The sequence below is a fragment of the Nostoc sp. WHI genome, assembly GCF_015714725.1.
Taxonomy (GTDB): domain Bacteria; phylum Cyanobacteriota; class Cyanobacteriia; order Cyanobacteriales; family Nostocaceae; genus Nostoc.
Genome location: NZ_WBKM01000196.1, coordinates 1 through 16487, shown reverse-complemented (window position 1 = coordinate 16487; position 16487 = coordinate 1). Strand labels below are relative to the sequence as shown.

The window sequence follows — 16487 nt, the reverse complement described above, 5'->3', positions numbered from 1 at the left end:
TTGGCATCATCAGCGATCGCAGTTAATAAAGTATCAGCATCTTCACCGCGACTAACTACGAAATCATCAACACCCTTTTCTGGCCCTGGCAACAATGCCACTTCACAAACACACCCTTGTGCCTCAATTGCTCTGCCAGTCCGCATTGTTGCTTGAAAAACTGACCAACGGGTGTTAGCTTTGGTTTCGTAATCGAAAAGAATTATGAACTTGCGCCCCGCTTGTGCTAAAGCTACTAAGTCTGGGTGCAACCGTTCATCAAAATCCAATTTGCCCACGCGCCCGTTCCAAATTCCAGGGAGTGCGATCGCTACAAACCCCAGACTCAGCAAGCAAGCTGCCTTTTTTTCGCCTTCGCATAAGATAATGGGAATCTCTGGGTGCTGTTTCACCCACTCCCAAAATATTAATGGATTGAGTTGATCCAGCAAGCGTAGCGCCAAAACTGAATGATAGCGCTTAATCAAATAGCGTTTTGCTACTTTGTCCCAAATACAGTTAGCCACGTCGAAGTACGTGACGCGGTTGGGGGTTTTGGGTGGTGACTCGTACTTAACTGGCTTACCTTTCTCCCAATCAATGCGAGGGAAGTTGGGCTTAATCCGTCCCCACTCCATTGGTTCCCAGTTTTTGAACGGGTCAAGAGATTGAATCCATGTGCCACCCAATAATAGATGCTGATATTGCCTTATGTATGCATCCGTAACTCGACCGGCATTTTTGCGAGGAATTTTGTTGGAGATGAACAAGTAGTCGTAAATTGTTTCTCCCTCAATATGGAAGAAGTTGCTCTCGACCAGCGCTGGATGAATGGCACTACCAACTGTTAACTCGTGGTATTCGGCAGCCTTGAGGTTGTTGGGGTATTCAATTGGGCGTAATTTCATCTGCTCTCCCCTTGGAACTGCAAAGAGAGAGGTGTGTTTCCTCGTAAAGTAACGTTTGAGCGTAAGAAATCTGCTTTTGGAGAGAGTAATCTTACCGCGCGAGCTAGTTTTTTGCTTGCTCTCGGCAATTGCCAGTAATCAGACCCCGACGCTACAGCACAAAGTTGCCGTGCCAAAGCTGCACTATCACACCCTATGCGCTCTACTAGCGCGCTTTTGGGTTTGCTATTTATCACGATATTTTCCCCTGATAACTCGGTTTACAAGCTTCAGAGGGGGTTATTCGCGCTGCTACAGATTTTTGCTACGAAATTCGGGTTTTTACTTAATCAAATTTAACTTTACTAAATCTTTGGAATTTCGACAGCTAAAATTACCACACGAAACTGGTGCGTTTCGTGTGGCTTCTCGTATAATACGAGAAGCAGCGGATTCAATCTCGTCAGACCAGTCAGTGGATTAAGTCGCCAAACTTTAAGTCCCACTTCCTTGGTTTTCGTGAGATAACCCCGCTCTGAGGTTATTCTGTTTTTAAGTCTGGGACAAAACGCCTACTCCTTAGTGGCATTTGTCCTTTAAATTTTTTGTATTGTATATTTCCCTCCATTTGTTGTTCATTTTGATATTACAGAACTTGTGGTATCTAGCATCGTTTTTATTTTTACTTGTGACCTCCATATTTACTAAGGATTGCTTTAAGGGTAATCGAGGGTTAGTATCACCTCTGTGTAGGGTGTGATTACCCTGTAATACGTATGAAAAGCTTTTGCTTAAGATGCAACCGCTAAATTTGGTAAGGCATGGGATACACATACTAATCCTTGCGGATCAGTTAAGATATACTTTTTAATTACTGGCTGAAGAGTAAAACTAATTTCTTTAGTAACTGGATCTTTAACACTTTCAATTAATGACAGTGTTTCAAGTTTTTCTAATGCCTTAACTATCTCTGAAGTTGAAATAGATGTTCTTTGCTTATGATTGATTTCACTTAATAACTTAGTGAAGCTAATAGACTTTACATCTGAAGCTATTTCCTCTGCTATATAAATCATAATTTGCCGTTGTACTAGACTCAGCACTTCACCAAATACTTCATCGAGCATTGCTTGAAACTCATTGCTAATAAAAGTAGTTTTGTATTTAAAAAATACTTCAGCACTACCAGCAAAAAAGTGGTGAATTCGCTCGATTATTGTCTCTAGTTCTAAAGGATTGCCGCGATAAGTATTGATTAAGTCCCTGCATTTTTCCTCATCTGTTAGTCCTTGGGCAGCCAAAAGCTGCATTGCAGCATCTGCATCTAAACCTTGAATCTTAAAGCAGTTAATGGGGCTTTTAGTTCTTATCAGAAGATTGAATTCATCAGGCAAATTTCGACAAGTTAATACCAAGCAGCTTTGATGCTGCTCTTCCAATAAGCGACGAAAAAATATTCTATATTCTAGCCGTTGCTCTAAATTACTTGCTCGAAATAAAGCCTCAAATCCATCTAATACTATTAAGCATCTGCGTGACTGCAACTGCTTAATTAATGCTGTAACCATTGCCTGAGTATACTCAGGCAAATCCAAGGATGGCTCTAAAGGCTGGATTAGTTCTATCAGCTCGGTTACTAAATCCTGGACTCGTGGTGCATGGGTAACTGATTTCCAAATTAAGCAATCAAATATGGGTTTAGGCTCTACATTAAGTTCTGTTAGCAACTTTGCAGCTAATGAACTTTTGCCAATTCCCGGCGCTCCTATTAGTGATATACAACGCTGCTTAATTATTAACTCTTTTAACTGAGACAGTTCCTGTATTCGCCCATAAAAACTAGATACGTCAGGAAGTTGACCTCTAATGATTGGTACAAAGTTTTTGATAGGGGATGTTTGTTCTGCATTTGACGTATGTTGAGCATAATACTTTTTGGTAACTTGCTCTAAAATAGGCCGGAGTTTCCTTTTGAAAACCTGTTCGCCATCTCCAATTACTTCGGAGAGTAGATGCCATAATTGAGGAGCTAAACGCCGTTGTAAGTAATTGAGGGTGTGAGGCGAGTTTTCTGCTATCTCAACAAAATCCCGATTATCCCACGCCCCCCTCATAACAGTGATCTCAGCTTCAGACAAGTATCTATCTTTCTGAGCAAACAGTAAGTTATTTACTATGACTAAAGCCTCTTCAAAAGTTACTGTTGGAGAAAAATTTGGTTCTGAAAGCTCTTGTTCTGTTGTGATAACGGAGGAAAGAGAAGAATTCATAAGCTCCAGGCTCTGTCCATCACTTAAACTCATAACTATAATTATCCTTTGGGTGCAATAGAGTTTCGTAGAAAATGTTTCATAGATTAGTGTTTATTGCAGGAGAATACTTTATATCACACTCAATATTACTAGGTTTTTTTCTTTATAACTGCTTGTTTTTATTAAAGTAACATATAAATATCTGATGATGTTACTTAAAGTTTTAGTGTTTTTTTTGTTAAATTAACACTGTTTGATAATCTTTTTCCTAAAAAAGAGTTACTAATTATACATTATTCACAATAGAAATACTCGATAAAATACTACTTAGTATGCTTGATTAATGCTTGCTACAAGCTGTGGGATAAGAAAAATTAGATTTGGGATAAGTTATGTTTAGATTACAAAGTACGTAGGAATAAATTGTTAACTACCTCTACATAATTTTTTCTTATATGTCATGTTACTGCATAAATCCCCTCTGTAATCACCGTCAAAATCCTGACACCGCTGAAATATGCCTTTCTTGTGGTACTTCACTACTGATTAACAATCGGATTCGCCTACTCAAACCATTGAGAGAACTGACTGAAAATCCATTCACATACAATGAAATTTTTGAAGTAGATGATAGGGGGACAAAGTGGAATCCTGTGCGGAAACGGCGAGTTCTAAAAGTTGTAAAGTGGAGTTCGCCTAAATTCGTTCAGTTAATTGAGCGAGAATCCCTCGCCTTACAATTAATCCAACATCCGAATATTCCTGAGAGTAATACCTTAGATGACTTCTTCACTTTTGTTCCCAACAAGAGTCCCTTGACGCTTCGGTGCTTAGTAATGGATAAATTTGAGGGACAAAACTTGGAAGAATGGATAAAATCTAATGAGCCAATTTCACAATCTTTAGCATTAGAATGGCTAAGACAGTTAGTTGAGATTCTTGACGTAGTACATCATACAGAATTTTTTCATAGAGATATTAAACCTGCAAACATAATTCTTCAACCAAATGGGGAACTAGCATTAGTTGATTTTGGAACTGCACGACGAATAACTGATACGTATTTAGCTAAAGTTAGTTCCAGTGGAGGAACTGATACAAGAGTAGGAAGTTATGAAATTACAACTGTAGTTTCTCATTATTACACTCCACTAGAGCAAGTTTATGGCAAAGCAGTCCCACAGTCAGATTTTTTTGCTTTAGGTAGGACTTTTGTAAATCTTGTTACTAGTATTCAACTGATGGATCTGCCAATAGATAAAAAAACAGGAAACCTAATTTGGAGAGATAAAGCACGGCAGATTGATAAACCCTTTGCTGATTTTCTTGATGAATTAATGGCTTTCCTTCCAGGGCAACGTCCGCAGACTACTGAAATAATTTTGCAACGGCTAAAAAAACTCCCTCAGCAAAGTAAAATTTATAGATTAACGAGGTCTAAAACGTTCAGAGTTAGCGCAGCAATTGGATTTATGATTTTGATAGTATTTGTGACTTTCAAAGTATTATTACCATTAAGAGCTAAATATTTACTGTCTCAAGGGGAGAAGGCTGAGGCAGCAAATAATTTTCAGACCGCACAAGAGTTTTTTGACTCAGCTATAAAAATTAATCCTCAAGCCAGATACACAATTTCTAAATTTTATTTTGAAAAAGGACTTCGTAGTACGAAGAGTCTAGAATTAGCTAAAAGATACTATGAATTAGCAATTAAATATAATGACACAAATGTAGAATCATATAATAATTTAGGTATTGTGTGTAAACAATTACAAGATTCTGAGTGTGTAATAGATAGTTATGAAAAGGCTTTTAAGTTAACCTCTGATAATTGGGAAGGGCATTATGGATTGGGAACTTACTACGATGAACGAATGAAATATGATTTAGCGGAGCAACAATACCAGTTAGCCATAAATATTAATAGACAAGCGATAATTGCTATCAATAATTTATCTAGAGTAAAAATTCTACAAGGTGATTATAATACAGCAATTTCTCTTGCCCAAGAAGGAATACAAAAAACTATAAATCCCAGATGGCAAGCAGTTTTGTATAAAAATTTAGGTTGGGCAAAATTTGAGCAGAAGAAATATAGCGAGGCGAAGCGATATTTAGAGAAAGCGAAAGAATTAGATATCCAAAGAACATCTACCCACTGTTTGCTGGCAAAAGTGCAGGGAATTTTAGGTGATTTTGATAACTCTTGGCTTTCCTGGGAAGCCTGTTTGCTAACTGAATCTAGAGAACCAGAGGTTTTCATCTGGCGAGCCGAAATAATAGAAAGAATTAGACAAAAAGCTCCTAATTTAATTGAAGATTAAGCTTCTTGAATTTAATAGCGTTTCAATAGTAACAAAATATTATTCAAATTTACAAGTCTAAACACCTTTTTTTATCTCTTTAATTCTTGTATGCTATTAACTTGCATATAGCTATATAAAACTTTTGATGCTAAGTATACCCAGACAAAAGAACAAAATTGGGAGAAAAGTCTACATCTCCCAAATTTTAGTAGTTGCATCAACGATACTTCTTCTAGGTTGGAGTAATGCGTGGGGTCAGGTAAAGCCAGAAGCAAAACGTAGGTGTAAGGTTATTGGTCGAGTTACTAGCGTGAGCGATCTTCGTTGGCGAGTAAATAGCTTATTGTGCTCAGGAGATCGCATTACTCCAATGAATGGACGAACAGTTAATACTTTATGTTACTTGAACGGAGAATTTCTAGATTTTAAACAAAGTAGCATTTTCGATGTTGAAGATAAATGTAGGCTACCACATGACAGAGTAAGGCTATGTACGGGATTGAACCCAACTGAATGTGACGGCATTAAAGGCCCAACAAATGTACCAATGCTAATTAGTCCCTATGGCAGTTCAATGTTAAGTACCAGACCTGTAATTTCTTGGTATGCTATACCTCAAGCTACTAGTTACACAGTAGTTGTTAGCGGTTATGAGTTTTACTGGGAGAAGACAGTAGATAAAACTATTACTGCATTACCCTATCCAAAAGAACAAAAAGAATTGCAATTTTTTAATACTTATAAATTTACCGTACTTGCTAATGTAGGCGATACTCCCATTAGTTCCTCTGAAACGTTAGTAGTTAGTGTTTTGAGACAAGAAGAACAAGATGCTTTTGCAGAAAGGGTAAAGCAGATTACAGAATTAAACTTACCTCCAGATGAAGCTGCGATATGGGATTTAGATGCTGTGTTTATGGCAAGAAATCTTTTAAATGAAACGATTGAGTCATTGAAAATAAGAGTGGCAGCAGGGAGTCAAAACCCGACTGTCTACCGATTATTAGCAGATCGGTATTTAGAGGCATGGCTACCAAAGGAGGCGCTCCGTGAATACAAAAAAGCAGCACAACTGGCAAAAAACACTAATAACTTAGATGAACTAGCTCGTGTACAAGAAGGTTTAAAAATAGTAGAATTTTATAACCATCCGCCAACTAGCACAAAGCCTGACCAAAAGTAAGGATGAACGTATTTAGGATTGGATAATAAACTTAATTTTGCCTGACGCAGTGCCTCTGCTTTAGTCAAACCATTTTTCAAATCCTTGTAGAATTCTTGCATGAGTATGGCAGTAGAATCCTCATCTACCAGCCATAAGCTAGCGATTACACTTTGTGCGCCTGCTCGTGCTGCCACTCCAGCCATTCCCAAGGTTGAACGCTTATTACCTTTAGCTGTCTGACAAGCACTTAAAACTAATAATTCGATTGTATTTTCATTAAATTGAGTCTTTTGTTTTAGTAAACTATCAAATTCTAATACGTTTATTACTTTGTCATAAGCTAAAAATACAGTTTTATCAGAGTTAGAACTAAATTGTCCATGAGTGCTGATGTGAACAATTGAAAAATCATTTTTAGTTAGTTCTTGTTTGAACTGTAGGCTAGTAAAGTTTTCGTTTAAAAGTACAGTTGAGGAATCTGTCTCTTTCTTAATCTGGGCTACTTCTACTGCCACTTCCCGTAGCGCTTTCAACCCTTTTGGAGCGTTCTTGTCATTGAAACTGGGGCTTTCTTTGCTGAGTCCAGCTATTAAAGCTGTAAATTTATTTTGATATAAAGATTTAGGTGGTCGGATTTTAGAGCCGAAAGTTTCTACAATACTGTATTCTTCTATTAAATAGTTTTTTCCATTATAAAGTAAATCCATTGGTAAACTCTGAAATGATCTATCTAAAGCAAATACAAGCGTCCCTGATGAAGGTAAATATGCTTGAATAGGTTTAATCAGTAGATCATAAAGTTTTTGATAATATAAAATAATTTCCTTGTTAGTACTAGAAAAAAATCTGGAAGACTGCACAGCATCTAATATATTATTAACATGACTTCTGATTAACTTAGCGTCAACAGACTTACGAATAAGAGAGTGATTAGAGGATTGGGCAATTATTTCTATACTGTCGCCTAAATCAATAATATGAATTATTGCGGTTGTGATAGGCAAGCCCTGAAGCTCATTTAAAGCTACAAAATCTAGTTTTCCGCATTTCAAAAAATTCTCTAGTTCTGCTATTTGCAGTTGCTCATTTGTTTGAATCACTAACTCTAGATTGGGGTTGGGAGATGAGAGCAATAATCGCATATACTCACGATAAACAGGCTCTACTTTCTCATAGAATGAAAACTGTAAATCTGCGTTGCTTGCTAAGAGATTATCACGAACTTGGGTCAGGTTATTAATTGCAGCATTGTAAGCTTTCTCGGCTTTGTCATATTTCCCTTGTTTGTAGTACTCTAAACCCAATTCGTGCTGCCACTGGTATGCGATATCCCATGCCTGAATTGATTGAGCCAAAGCCATAGCTTCTTCAAGATAATTGAGCGAACGCTGTGTTTGTTTTTCTAGTTTACCCAGTGTGCCGAAAGCATAAGATATGAGCCTCTGTTCATTAGTGCTTTTAGCCGTTTGCAAAGCTGATTCTGCATATTGGACGGCTACCGAATGTAATCGTTCGTCTGGAATTTGATTGAGACTATTGGCAAAGTTTAGCTTAGTATAAATAGATTGGCTAGCAGGTAAATCAGAGAATGCGGAAGAATTTTTCAGTATTAGCTCTATTGAAGGTTTAATCTGTTGACCTATTTGAGTTTTAATCGCAGCTAACTGTCCATTGCCTGAATTTGATTCTGCTATTAACCACTTTTCAAAGTCTAATAGTAAGCTCAAACGGTATAGTTGCGCCTGTAGTTTGATTAGTATTGGTGTGGGTTGGATATCAATCAATGACTGGTAATTATTGAGTAATTTTAGTGCTTGTTTTTGAATAAAAATAACAGTTTCTTTTTTAAAAACTGGTTCTTCTATCGAGTAGTATTTATCTCGCACGGTCTCATAAATATACTGCTTACTAAGAACTAACGAAAGCTTGATATTACTAGTATCCTTTTCTGGCATTACCTTTTGAACAAGTGATAGTGTTTGCTGCAAAACTACAACAGATTCATTTAGCTTGCCAATTAAACGCAAATCGTCTCCTAAATTATGCAATCCTAACAAGTTTACTGGTATTGGATCTACCTGATGAATTGCTGCTTTAAGTTTTTCTGTTGTCAATTCATTTGATTGGTTTAAGGATGAATCACAGATCCACTTGTCCATCTTCAAAACTTCTAAAACTGTCTTGCAGGCACGAGGATATAAACCTAAAGCTTGTAAAGCTAGATTTTGGTTGATCAAGGTGCCACTAACGCCTTCAGAATCGTGTCGTTGACGATAAAGTTTAGCTGCTTGCTTCCATGTATCATAAGCTTTTGTTGCTTGGCCTTGATTTAATTGCTCATGACCTTTTTTAGTCAATAGCTCTGCCTGATTCTGTTGTACTTCGTTTTTCCTCTGAGCAAGTGTTAGAGATGGTTGGCTTGAAATTACTAACAAACTTATATTGACTCCTAACAAAAAATATTTCAACCAATAATAAAATCGAATCATGTTAACGAGCAGGTGTTTGTGTTGATACTTCTGTTATCTAAATAGAATTAGGGGTCAGCAGCCAGAATTGGTGAATTTACCTGAGTGTGGCTAGTGGATGAATAAGTGGTGAAATACCACACTAAATCTTCTCTTTCAGAGACGCTGCGCTTTCCTATTTAGTGGTCTACAATTAGTGACGGGTTAGAATCCCCATTAATTGATTCTGCCGAATGTATTTTGACTTCTGGATTCTTCTTCAAGTTAAGTTCTGCATGACACGTAGAAGCAGATACATCAGCGTAAGGACTCACTGGATTAGCTTCTGCTGTCAAGACCACATCTCCGTTGGAATTCCGTATCCACCCTTGAGCCTCTACAACCCTTGTAGGTTCTTCATTGACTGTTGAATTATCACTAGCCGGAACCTGAACAAAATCTCTCTGCCAGCCAGGACTGCTATAAAGTTGCTTCTCAGAATCCCCTGCCAGTCCCCCAGCACCAGTATTCACAAATGTACTCGCTACTCCACCAGAATGATCCTGGCATACAGACACTACTTCTGGGGTTTGTGCGATCGCTTGTGGTTGCACTTTAGTTTGGCTTGGATTTCTATCTTGAACATTGATCTCCACTATGCCGTTAATACCTCGTTCAGAACTGGCTGTAATCTGTGTGTCGGGGGAAACAAACAATCCTTTTGTATCAATGCGGATATTGCCCCCACGCCCAAGGAATGCATTCGCTGTGATGGCACTGTTGTTCGAGGCTGTCAGGATGTCTGTGTTGATGGTGATGTTGCCGCCGTTGCCGTTGGTACCGGCTGTCGCGTTGATAGTGCTATTGCGTAGACTCAAGAGCGAGGAGTTCAGGAAGATGTCGCCGCCTTCGCCCGATGCTGTGAAGGCGTTGATAGAGCTTTTATTATCTAAAGTGATTGACCGAGCATTAATTGTAAGCCTTCCAGCATCAGTACTTGTTCCCTCATTCGTAACGCTAACTTGTCCACCATCTGTTATACGTAAATTTCCAGTATTGATATTTACGTCTCCAGGGGAGCCACTTGGTACTGGAGGAACTCCGAATAGTTTTTGGGTGTCTGAATCTGGTAAAATCGCAGACGAACTTACCCTATTACGTATTTCTAAATCGGAAGCGTTGATAATAATACTTCCAGCAGAGCCAGAGCCTATAGTGGAAGTATTAACTGTTGCCATATCTCCCACTACCATTTTTGATGTATTTATTATTAGATTGCCAGCATCTCCTGCACTAAAAGTTGAAGCAGCTAAATAGCTAGGAACATACTCTCTATCTGAATTAATCAATTCCACAGAGTTAAATAATTCTACAGAATTAGTTGCATTTACAATCACCGAACCTCCTGCGCCGATTCCACGAGTTAGAGATATAATCACTCCGCCATCTTCAGCTATCAACCGCCCTGTTGACACTGTGATATCTCCTGCCTTGCCAGAAGTTAAGGTACTAGTAGTGATGTTGCTGGTAATAAAAGGATTAGAGGGTGAAAAACCAAGCAATTCTATAGAATCAGAGGCATTGATATTAATGCTACCTCCCTTGGCAGAACTATAAGATCTACTGCTTATGCCTGCTCCCTGCTGAATAACCATCGACTTAGTGGAGATGTCTATATTTCCTGCACTTCCAGAAGCTGTAGATTCAGTCCGCAAGATGCTAGGAAATCTTCCATCTGGAGAGATTCCGCTCAATTTCAGTAATTCAGAAGCATTGACACTAATACCGCCCGAAGGTTGTGAACCTTGGTTTTGAACTAAAATTATGGAGCCATCGCTTAATGAGATAAGCTTACCCTGTATAGCAATAGAGCCACTATTATTCCCGCTGGTATCTACTAAGGTTTGTTGAGACAGATGAATGTCCTTATAAGAAGATACCTCTTCGTATCCTAAAGTCCACCCTTGAACAATTGGAATAAGGCTGATCATACCAGAGTCAACACTGCTCAGTTCAATCCTTCCTCTCTCTGCTCTTAAAGTGGCACCCTCTAAAGTGACATTACCACCTAATAAACCTAATGTTTTACCTGGTTGTACCGAGAGACCAGTTAAGGTACTACCCCTAATAATTGGTGAACGCAGTGTACTTGGAGCAGTTAGACCTTGACCTGTACCCTGTACCCGAATTGCACCTGAATTGCTCCCAAGTTGTAAGCCAACAGGAGCACTAACAGTCAACAAGGGTGTCGCTTGAGGATTTGTAGCACTAAACTCAAACTCATCAGCAAATTTGACAGCACTGGCAGTACTTGCAAAAAACGAGCCACCAATATCTAATCGTGCATTTTTTCCAAAGATAATCCCATTGGGATTGATTAAAAATAAGTTGGCTATGCCGTTAGCTTTGAGCAACCCGTCTATGTTGGAAACTGATGAGCCTGTTACACGTCCAAAAATATTCTGAATATTTTGAGCGTTGTTAAATAAAACCGTGCTGCTTGTAGGAATAGAAAACTGTTCAAAACTATGAAACAAGTTGCTATCCTTGATAGTGCCTCCATCAATGACTCTGGTATTATCCTGTAATGTAACAATAGAACTAACGGGTAACGTTTTATCTGGTAGAACTTGTGCTGTAACTGATGGGGAGGCTAGCAAAAAAAAGAGGATGCTACCTTCAATACTCCAGAATTGTGTAGCACGCTGTTTCACTGAACGCCCCTCTTTTATATTTGTGATTAATGAATGAATAAAATGCATTTGCTAATCATAGAACAAAGTCTGGCTATTATTTGTATTAAGAAAATTATCAAGTCCAATTAACTCAGAAAAATTATTTCAAGTGGTAGAGATGATACCAGGTGAGAAAAAAATTAATCTGCGTCCTAACTATGCCTTGTTCACAGAGGCTTTCACAACAACGCTTCTACTACTTGGTCAAAATTACGGCAATATACCTGTTGGTGATATTCTTGCCACTTTTCATTTGATGAGTGAGGAAAACCTGTCAATGTTGCCTTTTGGACATATGTCACAAATGGGCGACGAAGATGCTCATATTTCTCAAAGGCTGTGGCTATAGCTTGCTTATCATCCCAGTTATTTTCGAGAGCGATGTTAGCAATAATCGTTGCAATAGCTAGTGCATCTTCAAGTCCTTGATTAGCTCCTTGAGCTGTGAACGGAGGCATTCCATGCGCTGCATCACCAACCAATACAACTCGCCCGCTACTCCAGGATGGTTGAAATTTGACAGGGTACTCTTCAGTATTAATGTCAATTTTGCTAGGAATTTGGATAGGATCTGAAATGGTAGCGCGGTGAATGTAATATGGGCGCTGCTGCATATTAGTAGGGGGAGAGCTACGCACTAATTGCTTGAGTATGTGAGGAAAGCCCCCCTTTTCTAACTCCTGTACAGCTAAATTAATCAAAGAACTTCCAGACTTACCCTGTAATGAATCCAAAGGCAAAGCCAGAGTTATGATATATCCAACTTGACTGCTTTGTTTGCGAAATAACATCAACCTTGGTTTTTCTATCCAAGGTTGATCACTAAATACTTGATCATTACTAAGTGTTACAATTGATGAGTCTTGAAAAAATTTATCTTGTAATTCTGTCCACAGTTCACTTGGTATCTCAGCTGTTTCCATACAAGATATTGCTGCAAATCCTGAATATTTAGGCTGTGCAAAATCACAATATGGACTATCTTTGTAAAGAACTTTACGAATTGTAGAGTTAATCCCGTCTGCTGCAATAATTAATTTAGCTCGAAGCGATTTTGTTTTTAATTGTTTGGGGACAGTATTTGAACTCTCGAACTGTGTATCATTATGTTTATCTTCGTTTGTCCAATAAGCATAGGGGTTGGTTTCTATGGTTCTATTAGATACGCAATCTATTCGGACACACACATTTTCTGGTTCATCCACAACATCGATACAACGGTGATTAGCTTGAACCTGCTCCTGAGGTAGTAAATGTCTTAAGGTTGTCTGCAAATCATACCAAGGAACTGACACTCGACCTTCCCCATAATCTTTAAACCAGTCGTCGAACCCAAGAGATATTGACCGAATTAGCTGCCCCTGTAAATTTTTGTAAACCCATCTAGGAGAAGTCTTTGGAGGTTTTTGTTCCTGATTGGTTTTAACAGTTTTCTCGTTATTAGATTGTTGAGGATTAAAGAGCCTAACACTAGTTTTCCTGACCTCTTCGTAAGCGTTAGAATCTAAACATTTGAGAGCTTTTAATCCATTTGGGAGAAGATCCAACCTATGACCAACCTGACGAAAGGTACGAGTTTGGTCGATGACAAGAACATTTTCTATACCATGCTTGCGTAAGCCAATAGCAGTTGCTAATCCAACGGGGCCAGCACCAACAATTACAACATCATATATTTTTTCCATAAAGCAAAAGAAAGCCGAGTAAACACCAGACTAAATCTGACAGGGAACTTCAAACAGTGTATCAGTGTATTAGCATATTAATACCACATTACAGAGCTTTTTATTCTAGGAAATAAAAATTTTTGTAAAATCGTTGAGAGAAAAACTCAGATGATTGATGGGACTTTTGGTTGCCCTTTATAAGTGCTAATGGTGTTGGTATTGGTGAATAGAGTGTAGAGACGGAAGCCGTACCAACACAGAAAATAGAGAGGGATAACAGTGCAAGTAAAAGAGGGTATTTGATAGCCATATTAAATATATGCTCTGATTGAGTAGAAAATGTATTTAAGAGGTTGTTTGAAAAGGGTTAGCTTGAGCCTCGAGTGCGACTTAGGGGCGCGATCTCAAATCCCAAAACTCCGATTCTCTCGTAGCAGTTTCTCGGTAGCCAGGGTAATGAAACACACGCTTGAGGACTTTTCAGACAACCTCTAAGATTTTAGTATTTTGTATAAATGATAACACGAAGCTCAGATATTATTCTTCATCCTCATAATCGAAATCATCGTCACCGTGTTCTTCATACCACTTTTTTTCTTCCTCCAAAGCGATTTCTCTTGAGATCCTTTTTCTTCCTAGAATTTCCATTTCAAGCTTTTCTTTTTCTTGCTTTTCTCTTTCTATTCTTTCTGTTTATATCCGTTCTCTCTCTAGTTTCTCTTGCTACCCTGTCTCTTTCAAGCTGAATTAATCGCTGTTCTACTCGCTCACAGTAAAAATCCAAGGCTTTACCAGTGCCTGCTCCGGTAATCGCACCACCAGCTAAAAAGACGAGGACAGTTTTCCAGCCTTGAATGGCATTACCGCTCCACTCCAAACTACCCTCATTGAGCCACACCAGTAGGAAGTAGACGAGAATTCCAATAACTGTATTGATCAGAGCAAAGACTCTTGGTGTCATCTCGGATTGGCGGAGTATCAGCCATTGCGCCAGACTAAGAATCACACTAAAGATTAGAGCCGCGATCGCACAAAGAATAACATTACCTGGAAAAGTGAACGGATCTACTGCAAATTTAATGATTAGCGTGATAGTAATCGGGGCAGAGAGCAAAATAGCTCAGGAGTAAGCTAGCACTAATGGCAAGAAACCAGTAACGACCGAGATAACCCAGGCGAAATTCTAACAACGACTCTTGTACTCCAAACAAAATCATCCAAAATGTAATACTCGCTGTCAAATAATCAAGCATTAGCCGTTGTTTTACCCGTGTGTTGAAGAGGGTATTTTCTATAATACGCCTAAACAGTATTTTGTTGTTGTGGTGGCTCTGGTGTGGTGTTTTTTTTATAATTGCTCTATGAGATTTTTTAATGAGTTTTATATTTGGTAGTGCCTTAAGACTGCAAAATATAAAAAGCAACGAAAAACCCCATCCAAAGTATTGTTAGGGACATAAATAAAAACTCTATATTCCCTGATGACACAACTCAATATTTGTTCGACTGCTGTCAGCCTGGAGGTGCGGCAATGAACAAACCCCCATCCAAACGCAAGAAAGTTATCCCTGCGGTATCTGGCGAACTAAAGCCAGCAAGCGACTCTGCAACAAAAGATCCTTCTTCGCACGAAAATCCAGCTTCAGTAACGATTACGGTCACTGCTGTTGAAGTTACAGAGTTGAGCGAGGAAGAACAAAGCTTACGCTTGCACTTGGAACGCCGTGTGGAACGTGCATTTTTAGAAGCAGGTCAGGCGCTGATGGAGTTGCGCGATCGCAGATTGTACCGTTCCACGCACCGTACTTTTGAAGAATACTGCCGCGAACGCTTCAATTATAGTCGTGACGCGGCGTACTTGAAGATTTCGGCCACTGTGGTTTATGAGAATCTCCAAAAGTTTTTGCCGACCATTGGTCGGCAAATTCCAATGCCGACCAATGAACGACAATTGCGGTTTTTGGCGAAAGCCGAGTTGGAACCTTCTGTACAAGCAGATGTATGGCAACAGGCAGTAGAGCAAGCTGGCAATAAGATTCCCTCTGGTCGCATAGTGAAAGATGTTGTCGATAGGATACGTGAAAGGACGAAAGTACCCAATCCTTACCATATTGGTGAAATATGCATTCTTCTGCCTAAAGATGACCCAGACTTAAGGGGTAAAGCGGGTTATTGGGGAGTGGTAACTCATGTTGGTGAATACAGCTGTACACTCCAGACATGGGATGGGGACTACACCGTAAAAATCGAACACCTGAAGTTGCTGGAATTGCTTGATGAAGATTGTAGATTCATGCAGCAGCTATGTGTGAGGTTACAGCAGTTGCATCAAGTGGCCAGCCGTGACTCTTCTGTAGATTGGCTGTTGCAGGGTTTGGGGAAACAAGCTAAACCGTATCTGTCATCCTTGCAGGCAAAGCTGCTGGCGGCTGTGGAACGGGATTACAAAATCGAGTGGAGGCAACAGAAATGATGGTGCAGCTAGGAAACAATAATTTAATGCAACAAAGTTCACTAAACTCGTTTAGTTTCAAATATTTCTCGCCACAATTCAAATTCAGGACAATTGCACCAAAGGGTAACGAACCCATCAAAAAGTTTAGTTTCTGAATTTTTAACTCCCCTTGGGAGAACTTGGATCAAGATAGGAATATCCAAATCACATTTCCAATTTTCTATTTCTTTTTGAAGTTGGGCAATAGTGTCTTGATGGAATCCTCGGTCGTTGTTGGAACACTGAACAAGTAAACATCCATTATCAGAATCTTTTACTCGCTTGATCGAGAAATTAATCTGTGTCCACATTGATTGGACTTCATTGAAAATATTAGGCAAACCATAGTGATTGCCTAATATTGCCTTTCGGCGTTTCGATTCACCCATAAGTCCCCCTCAGCAATACAAATTTTGACAAGGATGACGAAGAAGATAAGGAATCTCCTGACGACGAGTAAGCTCACTAGCGCTCAGACTAACCCTCTGGGGGTTATTAACTACTAATACTATTGTAACGATAAATCAAGGGTTTCAAGTATTTTGCAGTTGCAAG

10 protein-coding genes and 1 pseudogene are annotated in these 16487 nt (G+C 39.0%); 4 read left to right on the top strand and 7 right to left on the bottom strand.

Annotation, left to right across the window (positions count from 1 at the left end; genetic code table 11):
• A partial coding sequence (locus F8S12_RS19910) for a DUF3854 domain-containing protein (RefSeq protein ID WP_196517824.1) occupies positions 1-887 on the bottom strand: 887 nt, incomplete at its 3' end.
• A gap of 770 nt (positions 888-1657) precedes the next feature.
• Positions 1658-3136: an nSTAND1 domain-containing NTPase gene (locus F8S12_RS19905; protein ID WP_230968132.1), complete on the bottom strand. Its 1479-nt coding sequence runs from the start codon at positions 3134-3136 to the stop codon at positions 1658-1660.
• 437 nt (positions 3137-3573) lie between these two features.
• On the opposite strand from F8S12_RS19905, the pseudogene F8S12_RS42020 reads away from it, so the two are divergent.
• The 3 genes and pseudogenes from F8S12_RS42020 to F8S12_RS19895 form a co-directional block, all read left to right on the top strand.
• A pseudogene (locus F8S12_RS42020) lies at positions 3574-3648 on the top strand (4-Cys prefix domain-containing protein); the annotation flags it as partial.
• 45 nt (positions 3649-3693) lie between these two features.
• On the top strand, positions 3694-5442 hold the full coding sequence (locus F8S12_RS19900; RefSeq protein ID WP_230968131.1) for a protein kinase family protein: 1749 nt from the start codon (positions 3694-3696) through the stop codon (positions 5440-5442).
• A 127-nt stretch (positions 5443-5569) separates the two neighbouring features.
• Positions 5570-6607: a tetratricopeptide repeat protein gene (locus F8S12_RS19895; protein WP_196517821.1), complete on the top strand. Its 1038-nt coding sequence runs from the start codon at positions 5570-5572 to the stop codon at positions 6605-6607.
• Here F8S12_RS19895 and F8S12_RS19890 read toward each other — a convergent pair.
• The 4 genes from F8S12_RS19890 to F8S12_RS19875 all read right to left on the bottom strand — a co-directional run bounded on the left by F8S12_RS19890 (position 6565) and on the right by F8S12_RS19875 (position 14552).
• On the bottom strand, positions 6565-9024 hold the full coding sequence (locus F8S12_RS19890; RefSeq protein WP_230968130.1) for a CHAT domain-containing protein: 2460 nt from the start codon (positions 9022-9024) through the stop codon (positions 6565-6567). The genes F8S12_RS19895 and F8S12_RS19890 overlap by 43 nt on opposite strands.
• Before the next feature lie 212 nt (positions 9025-9236).
• A complete protein-coding gene (locus tag F8S12_RS19885; RefSeq protein WP_196517820.1) occupies positions 9237-11750 on the bottom strand; it encodes a two-partner secretion domain-containing protein in 2514 nt (837 codons plus the stop codon).
• A gap of 200 nt (positions 11751-11950) precedes the next feature.
• Positions 11951-13456, bottom strand: coding sequence for an FAD-dependent oxidoreductase (locus F8S12_RS19880; RefSeq protein ID WP_196517819.1), 1506 nt, complete (start codon positions 13454-13456; stop codon positions 11951-11953).
• A 631-nt stretch (positions 13457-14087) separates the two neighbouring features.
• A complete protein-coding gene (locus F8S12_RS19875) occupies positions 14088-14552 on the bottom strand; it encodes a hypothetical protein (protein ID WP_196517818.1) in 465 nt (154 codons plus the stop codon).
• Between the two features lie 417 nt (positions 14553-14969).
• Here F8S12_RS19875 and F8S12_RS19870 point away from each other — a divergent pair, with 417 nt between their 5' ends.
• Positions 14970-15911 carry a hypothetical protein gene (locus F8S12_RS19870; RefSeq protein WP_196517817.1) on the top strand — a complete coding sequence of 314 codons (942 nt, stop codon included), beginning with the start codon at positions 14970-14972 and terminating at the stop codon, positions 15909-15911.
• A 41-nt stretch (positions 15912-15952) separates the two neighbouring features.
• Here the strand turns inward: F8S12_RS19870 and F8S12_RS19865 are convergent, their stop codons facing one another.
• Entirely contained in the window at positions 15953-16321 is a 369-nt protein-coding gene (locus tag F8S12_RS19865; RefSeq protein ID WP_196516678.1) for a hypothetical protein, read from the bottom strand.
• Positions 16322-16487: the final 166 nt, after the last annotated feature.

Bases quoted from the DNA above. Each gene is read 5' to 3' on its own strand.
- F8S12_RS19905 (WP_230968132.1), bottom strand. From the start codon at position 3,136: ATGAATTCTTCTCTTTCCTCCGTTATCACAACAGAACAAGAGCTTTCA.
- F8S12_RS19895 (WP_196517821.1), top strand. From the start codon at position 5,570: ATGCTAAGTATACCCAGACAAAAGAACAAAATTGGGAGAAAAGTCTAC.
- F8S12_RS19880 (WP_196517819.1), bottom strand. From the start codon at position 13,456: ATGGAAAAAATATATGATGTTGTAATTGTTGGTGCTGGCCCCGTTGGA.
- F8S12_RS19870 (WP_196517817.1), top strand. From the start codon at position 14,970: ATGAACAAACCCCCATCCAAACGCAAGAAAGTTATCCCTGCGGTATCT.
- F8S12_RS19865 (WP_196516678.1), bottom strand. From the start codon at position 16,321: ATGGGTGAATCGAAACGCCGAAAGGCAATATTAGGCAATCACTATGGT.